15 protein-coding genes and 1 pseudogene are annotated in these 14904 nt (G+C 59.0%); 2 read left to right on the forward strand and 14 right to left on the reverse strand.

Features of this window, described 5'->3' with window-relative positions; translation table 11 throughout:
* Positions 1-2 precede the first annotated feature (2 nt).
* The 5 genes from VE934_RS13845 to hemN form a co-directional block, all read right to left on the reverse strand.
* Positions 3-944: an ABC transporter permease gene (locus VE934_RS13845; protein WP_324888456.1), complete on the reverse strand. Its 942-nt coding sequence runs from the start codon at positions 942-944 to the stop codon at positions 3-5.
* Between the two features lie 25 nt (positions 945-969).
* Entirely contained in the window at positions 970-2073 is a 1104-nt protein-coding gene (locus VE934_RS13850; protein WP_324888458.1) for an ABC transporter ATP-binding protein, read from the reverse strand.
* A 102-nt stretch (positions 2074-2175) separates the two neighbouring features.
* Complete coding sequence (locus tag VE934_RS13855; protein ID WP_324888460.1) at positions 2176-3336, reverse strand: extracellular solute-binding protein; 1161 nt, start codon at positions 3334-3336, stop codon at positions 2176-2178.
* A 135-nt stretch (positions 3337-3471) separates the two neighbouring features.
* Positions 3472-4152 carry a sulfite exporter TauE/SafE family protein gene (locus tag VE934_RS13860; protein WP_324888462.1) on the reverse strand — a complete coding sequence of 227 codons (681 nt, stop codon included), beginning with the start codon at positions 4150-4152 and terminating at the stop codon, positions 3472-3474.
* Positions 4152-5534, reverse strand: coding sequence for an oxygen-independent coproporphyrinogen III oxidase (gene hemN, locus VE934_RS13865; RefSeq protein WP_324888463.1), 1383 nt, complete (start codon positions 5532-5534; stop codon positions 4152-4154). The genes VE934_RS13860 and hemN overlap by 1 nt, the downstream gene beginning before the upstream one ends.
* Before the next feature lie 195 nt (positions 5535-5729).
* Between hemN and fnr the strand changes: the two genes are divergently transcribed.
* Positions 5730-6449, forward strand: coding sequence for a fumarate/nitrate reduction transcriptional regulator Fnr (fnr, locus tag VE934_RS13870; RefSeq protein WP_324888465.1), 720 nt, complete (start codon positions 5730-5732; stop codon positions 6447-6449).
* Here fnr and VE934_RS13875 read toward each other — a convergent pair.
* The 9 genes and pseudogenes from VE934_RS13875 to VE934_RS13915 all read right to left on the reverse strand — a co-directional run bounded on the left by VE934_RS13875 (position 6427) and on the right by VE934_RS13915 (position 14324).
* On the reverse strand, positions 6427-6702 hold the full coding sequence (locus tag VE934_RS13875) for a hypothetical protein (RefSeq protein ID WP_324888467.1): 276 nt from the start codon (positions 6700-6702) through the stop codon (positions 6427-6429). The genes fnr and VE934_RS13875 overlap by 23 nt on opposite strands.
* The gene (locus tag VE934_RS13880; protein WP_324888469.1) at positions 6689-6973 is read right to left on the reverse strand and encodes a FixH family protein; all 285 of its coding nucleotides are present in this window, start codon (positions 6971-6973) and stop codon (positions 6689-6691) included. The genes VE934_RS13875 and VE934_RS13880 overlap by 14 nt, the downstream gene beginning before the upstream one ends.
* Positions 6974-6996: 23 nt before the next feature.
* A complete protein-coding gene (gene ccoG, locus VE934_RS13885; protein ID WP_324888568.1) occupies positions 6997-8436 on the reverse strand; it encodes a cytochrome c oxidase accessory protein CcoG in 1440 nt (479 codons plus the stop codon).
* A gap of 65 nt (positions 8437-8501) precedes the next feature.
* Positions 8502-9473 carry a cytochrome-c oxidase, cbb3-type subunit III gene (gene ccoP / locus VE934_RS13890; RefSeq protein ID WP_324888471.1) on the reverse strand — a complete coding sequence of 324 codons (972 nt, stop codon included), beginning with the start codon at positions 9471-9473 and terminating at the stop codon, positions 8502-8504.
* An 11-nt stretch (positions 9474-9484) separates the two neighbouring features.
* Complete coding sequence (locus VE934_RS13895; protein ID WP_324888473.1) at positions 9485-9622, reverse strand: cbb3-type cytochrome c oxidase subunit 3; 138 nt, start codon at positions 9620-9622, stop codon at positions 9485-9487.
* A gap of 10 nt (positions 9623-9632) precedes the next feature.
* Complete coding sequence (ccoO, locus tag VE934_RS13900; protein ID WP_324888475.1) at positions 9633-10238, reverse strand: cytochrome-c oxidase, cbb3-type subunit II; 606 nt, start codon at positions 10236-10238, stop codon at positions 9633-9635.
* Positions 10239-10250: 12 nt separating this feature from the next.
* A complete protein-coding gene (gene ccoN, locus VE934_RS13905) occupies positions 10251-11726 on the reverse strand; it encodes a cytochrome-c oxidase, cbb3-type subunit I (protein WP_324888477.1) in 1476 nt (491 codons plus the stop codon).
* A gap of 115 nt (positions 11727-11841) precedes the next feature.
* Positions 11842-11976: pseudogene (gene ccoS / locus VE934_RS13910) on the reverse strand (cbb3-type cytochrome oxidase assembly protein CcoS); the annotation flags it as partial.
* Complete coding sequence (locus VE934_RS13915; RefSeq protein WP_324888479.1) at positions 11976-14324, reverse strand: heavy metal translocating P-type ATPase; 2349 nt, start codon at positions 14322-14324, stop codon at positions 11976-11978. The pseudogene ccoS and the gene VE934_RS13915, both read right to left, overlap by 1 nt.
* 104 nt (positions 14325-14428) lie before the next feature.
* Here VE934_RS13915 and VE934_RS13920 point away from each other — a divergent pair, with 104 nt between their 5' ends.
* Positions 14429-14872 carry a universal stress protein gene (locus tag VE934_RS13920; protein WP_324888481.1) on the forward strand — a complete coding sequence of 148 codons (444 nt, stop codon included), beginning with the start codon at positions 14429-14431 and terminating at the stop codon, positions 14870-14872.
* Positions 14873-14904 lie beyond the last annotated feature (32 nt).

Genomic DNA, 14904 nt, shown 5'->3' on the forward strand with positions numbered 1-14904 from the left:
TATCAGCCCGCCCCCCGATCGCTCCGGTTGCTGCTGGAGCGGTAATACAAAGCCAGAGGCACGAGAATCAGCATAATCATGACCACTGCCAGCGCAGACGCGCGCGGCCAGTTGTTGCTGCTGAACATTTCATCCCACACCACCCGGCCAATCATGATGTTCTCGGCGCCGCCAAGCAACGAAGGAATCACAAACTCACCCACTGCAGGAATGAACACCAGCATGGAGCCGGCAATGATGCCGGACTTGCTGAGCGGCACGGTGATCAGCCAAAAAGCCTTCCATGAGCTTGCCCCCAAATCGTAGGCTGCTTCCAGCAGGCGAAAGTCCATCTTCACCAGCGTTGCATACAGCGGCAGGATCATGAAGGGGCAATACACATAGGTCATGCCCACCAGCATGGACACATCGGTGTAAAGCATGACCATGGGCTCCTGGATGATGCCCAGCCACAACAACAGGTTGTTCAGCACGCCCTGGTCGGCCAGGATGCCCTTCCACGCATAAACGCGCAGCAGAAATGATGTCCAGAACGGCAGCATGACCAGCATCAACAACACCGGACGGATCTCCGGCCGCGCCCGCGCCATGAAGTACGCGAACGGGTAGCCAATCAACAGGCATGACAGCGTGGTCAGCAAGGCGTACTTGACCGACAGCCCGTAGGCTTCCATATATATCGTGTTGCCGATGCCGGCCGCAGCGCCCGGCGTGTCGTCCATGAAGATGGAGGCATAGTTGTCGTAGCGCAGCATGACGCGCCACGAACCGGACACGGTATCAATCAGTGGGGCAAAGGGATCGACGCCATTGCCCATGTCCGTCACGCTGATACGCAGCAGGATCAGAAATGGCAAAACAAAAAACACCAGCAACCAGATATACGGCACGCCGATGACAAAGCGGCGGCCCGGTTTGAGCTGGAGCCAGGTTGAGGGTTTCATTGCCGCCGTATACCGATGTACCGTATTACTGCGTCAGGACCACGGGCGCCGCGTCGTCCCACCAAATAAAGACAGGATCGTTCCAGGTGATGTCACGGCTGTCATGCCGCGTTGCGTTGGTTTCGGTGACCTTCATGATCCGCCCGTCAGGCATTTCCACCACAAAGCTGTTGTAGCTTCCAAAATAGGCGATTTCCCGGACGTGGCCGTGAAACAGGTTGACGCTAACGTCGGGCCGGGTTTTGGCGATATGGATTTTCTCGGGCCGCACCGCAATGGCAGCAGCCATGCCCAAAGCACCGCTGATCCCGTGACCGACGTTGACGACGCCGTGTTGCGTTGTCACCTCGCAGCGGTCCACCTCGTCAAGGGTGAGTTCGCCTTCCATCAAGTTGACGTTGCCAATGAAGTCGGCCACAAATCGGCAGTTGGGATGCTCGTAAATTTCCTGGGGCGTACCCACTTGCAGCACGCGGCCCTGACTCATGACCGCGATTCGGGTGGCCATGGCCATTGCTTCTTCCTGGTCGTGCGTCACCATGACGCAAGTGACACCTACCGACTCAAGAATATTGACCAGCTCAAACTGTGTTCGCTCGCGGAGTTTTTTGTCCAGTGCTCCCAAGGGCTCGTCCAGCAGCAGGAGCTGGGGTTTCTTGGCCAAACTGCGAGCCAACGCCACGCGCTGCTGTTGCCCGCCCGAGAGCTGGTGCGGCTTCCGTTTGGAAAAACTTTCCAACTGCACAAGCTTGAGCATTTCCTGCACGCGCTCTTCAATCTGCGCCTTGGGCATTCCCTCGCGCTTGAGGCCAAACGCTATGTTGTCCCAGATGTTCAGATGCGGAAACAGCGCGTACGACTGGAACATCATGTTGATGGGCCGTTCGTAAGGCGGAAAAGATGCGATGTCGACACCGTCAAGATAAACAGCGCCCGCGGTGGGCTTCTCAAATCCGGCCAGCATGCGCAGCAAGGTGGACTTGCCGCAACCCGAACTGCCGAGGAGCGCAAAAATCTCGCCTTTGGCTATGGACAGCGACACATCATCGACAGCGGCGACGCCGTCAAACCGTTTGACTAGATGGTCAGTGCGCAGAAAGCCGTCGCCGGACAATTCAGGTGGGTTCATGTAAACGGTTCCTGCAGCCTCGCCACCTGATGAAAAACCGGGTCACGCATTGCATGACAGGCCTTCATCGAGGTGGCCTGAGGCTCTTGACGGGGCTGGCGGTTACTTGCCCTTTTTGAACGCTGTGAATGTGTTGCTCATGGATTCCCGAGCTTCATTGCTGAAGCTAGCTGGGGAAATCATTTTCTTGAGGTTGTCAGCGTCCGGGAAGACGGCTTTGTCCTGGGCGATCTCCGGCTTGACACTGGCCAGACTGGCTTTGTTGGCAGTGGCATAACCAAGCTCGTTTGTCAGGGCCGCGGATACATCAGGACGCAAAGCGTAATTAATGAACGCCAACGCATTGTTGGGGTGCTTGGCATCTTTGGGAATGGCCATCGTGTCAAAGAAAATCAAACCGCCGGTGCTTGGCAGCAGAGCCTCCACATCGTTGCCGCTCTTGTTTTCAATCGCCCTGGCCCGTGCGATGTTGATGTCGCCGGCCCAGGCCAGCGCAACGCAGGCCTTGCCGCCAGCCAGGTCATCAATCATGGTGCTGGAGAACATCCGCACGTGAGGACGAACCTTGGCCAGCATCTCGCCTGCCGCCTTGTGATCTGCTGGATCGTTGGAGTACGCGTTTTTGCCCAGGTAATGCATGGCCGGCGGCAACACCTCGGTCGGTGAATCAAGATAGGCAATACCGCAGGACTTGAGCTTGGACGTGTAGACCGGGTTGAACACCAGTTCCCAGGCGTTGTCCGGCAGGGGTGTGCCGCCCAGAGCCTTGGTCACCTTGGCTTTGTTGATGCCAACTGTGGTGAAGCTCCAGGCCCAAGGCACCAGATGAGCATTGCCCGGATCAATCGTGCCCAGCTTTTCCATGATGGCCGGGTCCAGGTTGCTGTAGTTGCCGACTTTGGACTTGTCCAGCGTCATCAGCAGTCCGCCATCAATCTGCGGTTTGGCGAAAACGGCGCCGGGGACCACGATGTCGTAACCCGTATTGCCAGCCACCAGCTTGGCGTGCAGCGCTTCATTGTTCTCAAAGGTCTGGTAGTTGACCTTGATGCCGGTTTCCTTTTCAAAGTTCGCCACCATGTCCTTGGCCACGTAATCAGGCCAGTTGTAGACGTTAAGGACCTTTTCCTCCTGCTTTTCAGCTGGAGCCGGGGCGCTGGCGACCGGAGCGGGCGCTACGACCACGACGGGAGCTTCTTCCTTTTTGCCGCAGGCTACCAGGGCAATGGCGGAAAATGCAAAAGACCACAAGTGCTTTTTCATGATGTCCTCAAAATTAGGAAGTGGGGAGCGCCGTGCAGGCCACCGGCGCAGGTTTGGGGCTGGCGAATTGTATGTTCTATTTCCAGCCGGTTTCAAGCCCACTGTCAAACCCTTGCGCTCAAGGGCCAGGCGGGTTTAGTCCGGTAAGCACCAAGGGGCTGTGTTGTGCACTAGGCCCATCCTGAGCCCGGCCACCGACACCAGGAACAAGGCCAGGCCCGCCAGGCGTATGGCCCACTGCCCGGAACCGGGCTTTCGAAGCCGCAGCCAGAGCCACGGCCCGGCCATCAGCGACACGCTGCTGCCGGCAGCAAACAGCGCCATGACTGCAGCGCCCTCCGCGGCATGGCTCGTCAACGCCGCCACCAGAAGAGCCGAATAAAGCAAACCGCAGGGCAGCAAGGCCCACAAGAATCCCAAGAGAAGCGGCGCCCCGCTGCTGGATCCACGGGTGACAGACCGCACCTTGCGCCACACCTGCTGGCCCGTGGTTTCGAGCCACGCCGGTTGGCGGGCCTGCCACAGCAGCATCAAGCCCATCAGCGCTGCTGCCACATGAAAAAGGGTCCATACCGGTCGAAGCGCCGCTGACTGGATGCTGAGCCATCCCAGCCCTTGCATGGAGGCGGCAGCCAGCCCGCCGAGTGCGGAATAACCAGCCAGACGGCCGAACTGAAATATCCACAGCGCACGCGTACCCTGACCCGCGCTGGCCGAGCGACCGATGCCAGCACAAGCCGCGCCGCACATGGCAAGGCAATGCGGACCGCCGACAAGCCCCATCAGCAAGGCGGTGACGGCCAGCGTTGTCTGCATCAGATGATCTTCGAAAAACGGGCGCGGTTGCGGTCAGCCTGAAGGTAACGGTCAAACACCATGGCCACCGCTCTGACAAAAAACCATCCCTGCTCAGTCACCTCAATACCGGAATCACTCACCGCGACGAGGCCCTGCCCGGCCAACACTTCAAGCGCTTGCAATTCGGCCGCAAAGTAGGAAGAAAAATCGATCAGGTAGGCCAGCTCCACCGACTCAAATTGCAACTGCCCCTGGCACATCAGGGCCATGATCACGGTGCGCCTGACCAGGTCATCACGCGTCAGGGCCATGCCCCGAATCACCGGAAGCCTTCCCTGATCCAGGTGATCGTAATAATCTTCCAGCGTCTTGGCGTTCTGGCTGTAACTGGGCCCCACCCTGCCAATGGCCGAAACACCCAGAGCGATCAAATCGCAGTCAGGCTGCGTGCTGTACCCCTGGAAATTGCGGTGCAGGCGGCCCTGCCGCTTGGCGATCGCCAGCGCGTCGTCTGGCAAGGCGAAATGATCCATGCCCACGTACACATAGTCGGCTTTTTCAAACGCCACCAGCGATTGGGCCAGCATGGCTGTCCGGTCCGAGGCCGTGGGAAGATCGGCAGACACGATCCGGCGCTGCGGCTTGAACCGCTCAGGCAGATGCGCATAGGCATACAGCGCCACCCTATCGGGGCGCAAGTGGGTCACCTGCGCCAAAGTTCGCTCGAAGGACTCCGGTGTTTGCCTGGGCAAACCGTAGATCAGGTCGACATTAATGGATTCGAAATCCAGCTGGCGTGCTGCTTCGACCAACGAAAACACCTGCTCCGTCGCTTGCACACGATGCACTGCCTTTTGCACAGCAGGGTCAAAATCCTGCACGCCAAAACTTAAACGGTTAAATCCCAGTTCCGCAAGCACGGCCAGGCGTGCTGGGGTGACAGTGCGTGGATCCACCTCAATCGAGTACTCGCCGCCGGGCGCCAACGTGAAGCTCCGGCGCAGCATGGCCATGAGGCTACGCAACTCATCGTCGCTCAGAAATGTGGGTGTGCCGCCGCCCAGGTGCAGTTGACTGACGACCTGACCCTTGCCGAGGTGCGCAGTATGCAAATCGACTTCCAGCTCTAGGTAGCGCAGATAGGGCTGGGCACGATCATGGTGTTTGGTAATGATCTTGTTACAAGCACAGTAGTAACAAAGAGACTCACAAAACGGGATGTGCACATACAGCGAAAGCGGCGTCGCCATGGACGCCACGCCGGCCCGGCGCTGTTTCAGCGCCTGAACATATTCATCTGCGCCAAAAGCGTCAACAAAACGGTCCGCCGTCGGATAAGAGGTATATCGCGGCCCTGACAGGTCAAACTGTCTTAGCAAATCAGGTGAAACAACACTCATGGGAACTACCTTGGGGATTGCCACCACTATGGGGTCAAAACATGCGATGAACCTTGACCTGGATCAATACCCAACCGATGCGACTCAATCACACTTGGTGGACGGGCCCTGCCGGTACCTGCGCAGCAACATGCGCCAGCGCCATCCGGAACGCGAAGACCCGACATAGGAATGACTCTGCAACCAATGGTCCCAATGCTTAAAGAATCCATCAAGACCGCCTGCTCCACCTGCAACCTGCGCGAGTTGTGCATGCCCGTCGGCCTTGACGCTGAGGAACTGAGCCGCCTTGATGCTCTGGTCGCCACGCGCCGACCGGTCAAACGAGGCGCGACCTTGTTTCACAACGGTGAAAAGTTCACATCCTTGTACGCCATCCGCACCGGTTTCTTCAAAACTCTGGTCACCACCGAAGACGGGCGCGATCAGGTCACGGGTTTTCAGATGGCTGGGGAGATCATCGGCCTGGACGGCATCGTGAACGACCAGCACACCTGTGATGCCGTGGCACTTGAGGACGCGGAAGTTTGCGTCATGCCCTATGACCGCATTGAAGAAATTTCGCGTGAGGTGAAGGCATTGCAGCATCACGTTCACAAGATCATGAGCCGGGAAATTGTGCGGGAGCACGGTGTCATGCTCCTGCTGGGCAGCATGCGTGCCGAAGAGCGACTGGCGGCCTTTCTGCTCAACCTGGTGCAGCGCCTGCAGGCGCGCGGATTCTCAAAATCTGATCTGGTGCTGCGGATGACGCGTGAAGAAATCGGCAGCTATCTGGGTATGAAACTTGAAACCGTGAGCCGCACTTTTTCCAGGTTTGCTGACGACGGTATCGTGCAGGTTCAGCAGCGCAACATTCACATTCTGGATGCGGACGCGCTCAAGCGCATGGTCAACCTGCAAGTTTGTCATTGACCTTTTCCCCGCCTCTGGCCAGCCACAAGACGAGGCTGCTGCAAGCCATGGCGATCAACCAGAACAAGAAAAACGCCACCGTGTAAACAGCCTGACGCGTCGGCTGCGACTGTTGGCCCGGCCAATGAACCTCAGCGGGATCAACGACTGCAAATACCAGCCCCTGCAACAGGCACGCCGCCAGAAAAGCCGGCCAGCCAATCAGCACCCAGAGTTTGGTCCTTGGCACTGAATTGGGTTCAGGGCTTTTCATAGGTCCTGCCTCCCGTCGCGCTGTGGTTTCGCCCCATTTGGGCAGGCTGCAACGGAGGCGGAGCCGCCTCGAGCTCCCTGCGGATTTCAACGCCGGCCTGGTAATTGTCTTCTGGTACCACGGCGTCGGGTCCCCGGAATATAAAGACAGCCGTCACGGCACAGGCCAGAACGGCTGACAACGGCCCCGAAATCACCATCCACACATAGGGCTCTTTCCACCAGGGGCGCGCCCCAGGATGCGGGACTTCAATCTCTTGTAGGGAATGCATGTGCCGACTCCTTCATGAACTTGCTAACGGGGGACGAGAAACACTGATCTCTCGATCACCTCATCGCGCACGAGACCTTGCGTGGTGATTGAAAAGTCAATGGGATGCGAGCCAGGTGATGCAGCGTCGGGCGGCAGTTGCACGCGAACCGGAACCCAACGCGATTCCGCAGCATCCACCATCACCACCCCTTCAGTGACCACGCGCGCGCCGTCCAGACCCGTCACCTGGATCAGGTACTGCTGGCCGTGCTCTGTGGCATTCATGATCTGGAGGCGGTAGACGTTTTCGATCTGTCCCTGACCAACGACGCGCGCCATTGACCCACGGTCGCGCACGACATCCACACGGAAAGAGTGGCGTGAAAAGAGGCTCCACAGTAAACCCAGACTCACCACCGCAAGCACGCCCGAATAGATCAGGACCCGTGGGCGCAACACGCGACGAAACATTTGCGCGCGAGACAGCTTTTTCGTGATGCCGTTTTGTGTGCTGTTGCGAATCAGGCCACGTGGATAGTGCATTTTGTCCATCACGCCATCACACACATCAATACATGCGGAACAACTGATGCATTCATATTGCAGACCATTGCGAATGTCGATTCCGGTCGGGCAAACCTGCACGCAAAGGCCGCAGTCAATGCAGTCGCCCAAGCCCTTGGCCTTGTACTGTGCCGGCGTATCACTTCGTGGGCGTGAGCCACGACCCTCGCCACGCGCTTCATCGTAGGTCACGATGAGCGTGTCACGGTCAAACATGGCGCTCTGAAAGCGCGCATAGGGGCACATGTACTTGCACACCTGCTCACGCATCCAACCCGCGTTGCCATAAGTCGCAAATCCGTAAAACAGCACCCAAAAGGACTCCCACGGTCCAAGGGATAAGGTGCTCACCGCGCCCGCCAACTCCTTGATCGGGGTGAAGTAACCCACAAAGGTAAAGCCGGTCCACAGCCCAATGGCGATCCAGACCGCGTGCTTGAGACCTTTGCGCAGAAGCTTGTTGCCTCCCATTGGCGCCTTGTCCAGTCGCATACGGGCGATTCGGTCGCCTTCAATCTTGCGCTCCACCCACATGAAGATTTCGGTATAGACCGTCTGCGGGCAGGCGTAACCACACCAAAGCCGACCCGCCACCGCGGTGAACAGGAAGAGTGACAAGGCACTGACAATGAGCAGGCCGGTGAGGTAAATCAGGTCTTGCGGATACAGCACCAGATTGAAAATGTAAAACCGCCGAGCGACCAGATCGAACAGCATCGCCTGCCGGTCATTCATGGACAACCAGGGCAGACCGTAAAACACCAGCTGTGTAGCCCAAACCAGGGCCCATCGCCAACGGTTAAACCACCCCGAGACCCCACGGGCATAAATTTTTTGCTCGGATCGGTACAGCGACGCGATGGTCGATGAATCGTCCTGGCCGACGGGGCCGACAGGGCCGCCAGGACGCCCTTCCATCGCCGCAATCGGGATGACCCGGCGTGCGGAGCTACGATCGTCTGCAGGAATAGTCACGCCAGTTTTCAGGGCGCCTTGGCCGGTGGCGCAGTGGCCACGGCCTTGGTGGTATCGGCGAATCCGCTACGGGAAAGACTCAGCACATACGCTGACACCACGTGGATCTGTTCGGGCGTCAAGTTCGCAGACTGAGCTGGCATCACGTTGCTCTTGCCGTTTTTAACAATGTTTGCAATGGCAGCCTCGCCCCAGCCGTGCAACCAGTAGTCATCCGTCAGGTTGGGCGCGCCCATCGCCTTGTTGCCCTTGCCGTCCACCCCATGGCAGGCCGCGCAGGCCGAATACAATTTCTTGCCGCTGAAAGCCTTGATCTCGTTGTGCGGACTGGCGGACAGCGACAGAACATAGTGGGCCAGTTGACTGATTTCTGCGTCCCCGCCAATGGCGGCGCCCATGGCCGGCATCACGCCAGTCCTGCCCTGTGTCATGGTTTGAACAATATGCGCGGCACCGCGTTCGCCCAGCCACGCCGAGTTGCCATTGGTGAGGTTGGGATAGGACTTGCTCCCACGCCCGTCAGAACCATGGCACTGGGAACAATTGTTCATGAACAGGCGCTCTCCGATTGCCAGCGCGCGCGGGTCTTTGGCAAGCGCTTCAGCAGGCTGGGCCGCAAACCCGGCATAAAGCGGAGCAACGTCGGCCCGCATGCTGGTGACATCCTGTTTGTGTTCGCCCTGGGTAGACCATTTCAGCCATCCAGAAAAACTCCCCAGACCCGGAAAAATCACCAGATAAGCCAAGGAAAAAACAATGGTCAGGACAAACAGCCACATCCACCAAAGTGGCAAGGGGTTGTTGTACTCCCGCAAGTCCTCATCCCAGACATGGCCGGTGGTGTTGTCGTCTACCTTGCCAGGCTGCACAGTCACCCTGGCCTTGCCGGCTACCCACAGCAACCAGCCGCAGGCCAGAATGGACACCAGACTGATGGCAGCAACATACCAGGACCAGAAGCCGTTTGTGAAATCACTCATGACACGTCTTCCTATTCAGACCTGAAGGGCAGTTGCGCGGCATCGTCGAACCGGGCTTTCCTGGAGGGCATGCAGGCCCAGACAAGAATGCCGATAAACACCGCGAAAGCGGCAACGGTGACAACGGTACGAAGCAGATTGATATCCACGCGAATTCCCCTATTTCAGCGCAAGGCCCAAGCCCTGCAAATACGCCACCATGGCGTCCAGCTCAGTCTTGCCCTTGAGCTCGGCAGGCGCGGCAGCGATCTGCGCATCGGTATAAGGCACACCGACTGCCCTGAGAGCCCGCATGTGGCGCTGAATTGATTCAGCGTCGGCAGGCGTCTTTTCCAGCCAGGGATAGGCGGGCATGATGGATTCGGGTACGAGATCGCGCGGAGCGATCAAATGCAGGCGCTGCCATTCGTCGCTGTACTTGCCACCCACACGGTGCAAGTCCGGCCCGGTGCGCTTGCTGCCCCACTGAAAGGGGTGGTCGTAAACATACTCACCGGCAACCGAGTAATGCCCGTAGCGCAGGGTTTCGGCAACCAGCGGCCGGATCATCTGGGAGTGGCAGTTGTAGCAACCTTCGCGCACATAGATATCGCGGCCCACAATTCTCAATGGCGAGTCCGGCACAAGCCCCTTCACAGGCTGCGTTGTGGACTTCTGAAAGAACAGGGGAACAATCTCGACCAGACCGCCAACAGCGATGACGGCCAGGATCAGGACGATGAGCAACCAGTTGTTGGTTTCAACTTTTTCATGAGAGAAAGACATGGCTGATTTCTTTCAGGCGTGAGCCATGGCAGTGGGGATGGTTGCGTTGTGCGGCTTTCCGGCCAGCGCCGTCATGGCGACATTCCAGGCCATCAAACACATGCCGGTGAGGTACAGAACGCCACCGAAAAAGCGAACGACATAAAACGGGAGGGTAGCCTTGACGCTTTCGACAAAGGTATAGGTGAGGCTGCCATCAGCGTTGATAGCGCGCCACATCAGGCCCTGCATCACACCGGCAATCCACATGGCGGCGATGTACAGCACGATGCCGATCGTGGCGATCCAGAAATGAACTTCAATCGCCTTGATGCTGTGCATTTTTTCCCGTCCAAACATGCGTGGAACCAGGTAATACAGCGCGCCCATCGAAATGAAACCTACCCAGCCCAGGGTGCCACCGTGCACATGGGCGACGTTCCAGTCGGTGTAGTGCGACAGCGCGTTGACCGTTTTGATGGACATCATCGGCCCCTCAAAAGTGGCTATTCCATAGAAAGACAGCGCCACGATCATGAAGCGGATGATGGGATCGTCCCGCAGCTTGTGCCATGCGCCAGACAAGGTCATCACGCCGTTGATCATGCCGCCCCAGCTCGGCGCCAGGAGGATCAGGGAAAAAACCATGCCCAGCGATTGCGTCCAGTCTGGCAAGGCTGTGTAGTGCAGGTGGTGTGGGCCAGCCCACATGTAGGTAAAGATCAACGCCCAGAAATGAACGATGGACAAGCGGTACGAATACACCGGGCGCCCCGCCTGCTTTGGAATGAAGTAGTACACGATGCCCAGGAAACCGGCGGTCAGAAAGAAGCCGACAGCATTGTGGCCGTACCACCACTGGACCATGGCGTCCTGGACACCCGCATAGGCTGAATAAGACTTCATCCAGCCTGCAGGGACCACAGCCGCATTCACGATGTGCAGCAACGCCACCGCGATGATGAAGGAGCCGTAGAACCAGTTGGCCACATAAATATGGCGGACCTTGCGAATGCCTATCGTGCCGAAGAACACAATCGCGTAAGCGACCCATGTCACGGCAATGAGAATCGCAATAGGCCACTCCAGCTCTGCATACTCTTTGCCGCGGGTGAAACCCATGGGCAAGGAAACTGCGGCCGCAACGATGACCGCTTGCCAACCCCAGAAGTGAAAGGCGGCGAGTTTGTCCGAGATCACCCTCACCTGGCAGGTACGCTGAACCACGTAATAACTGGTGGCAAACAGGGCGCAGCCGCCGAAGGCAAAGATGGCCGCATTGGTATGCAGTGGGCGCAGGCGTCCAAAGGACAACCAGGATATCCCGAAGTTCAGCTCGGGCCATGCCATTTGTGCGGCGATGAAAACGCCCACCAGCATGCTCACAACGCCCCAAACGACAGCCGCGATGGCGAACTGGCGCACCACCTTGTCGTTATAAACCGTTGCATGAGAAGCAGCCCAGCTTCTCGTGGGGTGCGCAGTCGCAATGGGAAGTACCGCACTCATTGAAATATCCTGTGTTGTCTAGGGTGACTGCCAGTTTCCACCCGGAGGCCGGTTTGCGTATTGATATGGATCAAGCTTGCCGCCCAGAATCCGGTTTCGAACGGGTTGAGGGGTCGCCATCTGAAAGGATTCGCACGCCTTCGCTCTCCACGTTCTCGAACTGCCCGGCCCAGACAGCCCAGCCGAGCAGACCCAACACCGCCAACGCCAGAATGACGGACAGGGGAACCAGGAGAAACAGGATGTCCACTAAGTACGCCCCTTCACATGCGCCAGGCGGGAAGCATTGGCGATAACCAGCAGCGAGCTCAGCGCCATGCCCAGACCGGCCAGCCATGCAGGCAACCAGCCCGCCAGCGCAAGCGGCACACACGCAGCGTTGTAGAGCGCGGCCCAGCAGAGGTTCTGGCGTACCACCTGCATCGTGCGGCGGGCGTGAGCCAGCATGACCGGAAGCATCAGCAATTGCTCGCCGGGCAAAACAAAATCCGATTGCGCCTGAGCCAGCGGCAGCGCCCCACCCACAGCCACCGATACGTGCGCACTGGCCAGCACGGGGCCATCGTTGAGGCCATCCCCAACCATCAGCACCTTTCGTCCCTTGCGCTGCAGGGCATGCAAGTGGTCCAGCTTGGCCTGAGGCGTGCAATCGCCTAGGGCTGACTTTATTCCCAACTGTTCAGCAATCTGTCTGGCAACGGCAGCCCTGTCCCCAGACAGGATTTGCACGTCTGCGCCAGCTGCCTGCAAGGCGGCAACAATTTCTGCAGCATCCGAACGAGTCGCTTCTTCAAGATCAAAACGTGCGAGCCAACCGCTCTCGTCTGCAAGGAATACCTGCAGGGTGTCGTGCAAGCTGTCCCCGGCGTCGCAGAATCGGGCGGACCCCAGCCGGACACGGCCCAGGGTGAGGGACATCGGTGAAGCAGTCAAACTGGCTTGCAACCCCTGGCCCGGAAACTCCTGCACATCGATCAAGGTCTGGGCGTCAAAAGCAGGCCCGGATCCGGCCGGGGCACCTTCCGCTGCTGCCACAAGCGCGCGGGACACGGGGTGACGCGAGTGGCGCGCCATCGCTGCCGCCAGTTGCAGCGCCTGATCCGCGGCAATACCCTCGCGTGTGCTCACATCCCTGAGACTCACCTGGGCAGTGGTCAATGTGCCGGTCTTGTCGAAGATGACCGTATCAATGGCGGCCAGCGATTCCAATGCCTGGAGGCGACGCACCAGCACGCCTCTGCGCGCCAGAAACCCCGCCGAGCTGAGCATGGCAACGGGAGTGGCCAGAGACAAGGCACAGGGACAAGTCACCACCAGAACCGCCACCGCCGCCATCAGGGCCCTGGCGGGATCCGTACTCCACCAGACGGCTGCGGCCATTGCGGCCGCCAGCAAGACAAACCACAAAAAGGGCTTGGCGACCCGATCCGCAAGCAAGGCCAGCCGTGGTTTGTCGACCGAGGCGCGCTGCATCAACGCCACGATTTGCGCATAGCGGGTGGACGGCCCGATCTGCTCGACGCGGACCTGAACTGCCGCAGAGAGGTTGTAGCTGCCCGCGATAACCGCCTCTCCTGCAAGCCGAACCAGGGGACGCGACTCTCCGGTCAGCAGGGCTTCATCCACTGAAGTTTCGCCAGAAACAATGCTGCCATCGGCAGGGAAGGCTTCGCCGGGCAAGACACGAATCAGATCTCCAGCGGCCAGCCTGCGAACCGCAATGCGCTCGAAAGTGCCGTTTGCTCCCTGCCGCTCCACGCTGTCCGGCAATCGCTGCATCAGGCTCTCCAATGAGCCAGCCGTACGATCCCGCAAGCGCTGCTCCAGCCAGCGGCCGCTCAGCAAAAAGAAAACAAACATGGTCAGCGAATCAAAATAGACCTCCTGCCCCCACCAGCCCCGCGGATCAAAGGTTGCGGCCGAACTGATGGCAAAGGTGATGGTTATGCCCAGCGCCACGGGCAGATCCATGCTGATGCTGCGCCGCCTCAGGTCGCGCAGAGCATTGGAGAAAAACGGTCGGCATGAAAAAAGAATGACCGGCAGGCTGAGCATCCAGGAGGCCCAGCGAAGCAGGTTCTGGATGTCTGGCGTGATGTCGTCCGGCCCTGCGATGTAAGCCGGAAACGCATACATCATGACCTGCATCATGCAAAACCCGGCGACCAGCCAGCGCCACAGGGCAAGGCGACTCTCTTTGCGCTCCGGGTCAGGGGCAAACGCGTCGGAAGCGGGCAGCAGACGGTAACCCACCGCCAGCGGAGCGGTTAACCACACGGAAGGTTTTGTTTGGGCTGCAGACCAGACGACGCTGGCACGCTGGCTGGCGGCGCTGACCTGGACCGAGACAACGCCGGGGGTGGCCAGTAGCGCATGCTCCAGCTGGAGGGAGCACGCTGCGCAATGCATGCCGCGGACCGCCACCTGGGATTCCCACAATGAAGAGGCGGCAGCCTGGTCGTGCGGTTCCGGAAGCGGTCGACTGAACAGACTCCACTCCGAGACATCGTCCAGCAGAGAAAACCGCGCAAGGGCGTCGCCTTCCGGGAGGTGCGAGCGCAATCCCGCGAGCTGAGGTGAAAGGACGGCGGCTTGCATCGCCCTAGGCTAACGGCACGGGATGTGCCCCGCCTTGACATGGATCAACGCGCCCGTCCATCAAGAGGACTAAGGTCAAAACCATCTTCCCCAAAGGACCTGCCATGTATCAGCGCATCCTCATCGCCACGGACGGATCAACCCTCTCCCGCAAGGCCGTGAACAGCGGCATCAAGCTGGCCGAACTGACCGGCGCGCAAATCGTCGCGCTAAGTGTTGTTGCGCGCTATCCCGTCAGCTATTTCGAAGGTGGTCTGTCGGTACCGTCGAGCGACGTGGCAAGGATCGAAAAGCAGTGGTCCGAAAGCGCCATGGCTGTGGTTGAGGCTGTAAAACTGACCGCGGAGGCCAAAGGCATCAAGACCAGGGCGGTGACCATGTCCTCAGACCTGATTGCCGAGTCCATCATCGCAGCCGCAAAAAAGCACAAGTGCGACCTGATCGTCATGGCCTCTCACGGCCGCCGGGGAATCAAGCGCCTGTTGTTGGGAAGCGAAACGACGCACGTCCTCACGCATTCTCATATTCCGGTGCTGGTTCTGAGGTAAATAGCACTTTGGCCCTTTAATATCGGCCATAG

It is taken from the genome of Polaromonas sp. (genome assembly GCF_035638815.1).
In the GTDB taxonomy this organism is placed as follows: domain Bacteria; phylum Pseudomonadota; class Gammaproteobacteria; order Burkholderiales; family Burkholderiaceae_C; genus Polaromonas.

What these genes read in the sequence shown, in the direction of transcription:
- VE934_RS13915 (WP_324888479.1), bottom strand. Translation starts at nt 14,324, where the DNA reads ATGCAAGCCGCCGTCCTTTCACCTCAGCTCGCGGGATTGCGCTCGCAC.
- fnr (WP_324888465.1), top strand. Translation starts at nt 5,730, where the DNA reads ATGCTTAAAGAATCCATCAAGACCGCCTGCTCCACCTGCAACCTGCGC.
- VE934_RS13880 (WP_324888469.1), bottom strand. Translation starts at nt 6,973, where the DNA reads ATGCATTCCCTACAAGAGATTGAAGTCCCGCATCCTGGGGCGCGCCCC.
- VE934_RS13920 (WP_324888481.1), top strand. Translation starts at nt 14,429, where the DNA reads ATGTATCAGCGCATCCTCATCGCCACGGACGGATCAACCCTCTCCCGC.
- VE934_RS13850 (WP_324888458.1), bottom strand. Translation starts at nt 2,073, where the DNA reads ATGAACCCACCTGAATTGTCCGGCGACGGCTTTCTGCGCACTGACCAT.
- VE934_RS13860 (WP_324888462.1), bottom strand. Translation starts at nt 4,152, where the DNA reads ATGCAGACAACGCTGGCCGTCACCGCCTTGCTGATGGGGCTTGTCGGC.
- hemN (WP_324888463.1), bottom strand. Translation starts at nt 5,534, where the DNA reads ATGAGTGTTGTTTCACCTGATTTGCTAAGACAGTTTGACCTGTCAGGG.
- ccoG (WP_324888568.1), bottom strand. Translation starts at nt 8,436, where the DNA reads ATGGAAGGGCGTCCTGGCGGCCCTGTCGGCCCCGTCGGCCAGGACGAT.
- ccoO (WP_324888475.1), bottom strand. Translation starts at nt 10,238, where the DNA reads ATGTCTTTCTCTCATGAAAAAGTTGAAACCAACAACTGGTTGCTCATC.
- ccoN (WP_324888477.1), bottom strand. Translation starts at nt 11,726, where the DNA reads ATGAGTGCGGTACTTCCCATTGCGACTGCGCACCCCACGAGAAGCTGG.
- ccoP (WP_324888471.1), bottom strand. Translation starts at nt 9,473, where the DNA reads ATGAGTGATTTCACAAACGGCTTCTGGTCCTGGTATGTTGCTGCCATC.
- VE934_RS13845 (WP_324888456.1), bottom strand. Translation starts at nt 944, where the DNA reads ATGAAACCCTCAACCTGGCTCCAGCTCAAACCGGGCCGCCGCTTTGTC.
- VE934_RS13875 (WP_324888467.1), bottom strand. Translation starts at nt 6,702, where the DNA reads ATGAAAAGCCCTGAACCCAATTCAGTGCCAAGGACCAAACTCTGGGTG.
- VE934_RS13855 (WP_324888460.1), bottom strand. Translation starts at nt 3,336, where the DNA reads ATGAAAAAGCACTTGTGGTCTTTTGCATTTTCCGCCATTGCCCTGGTA.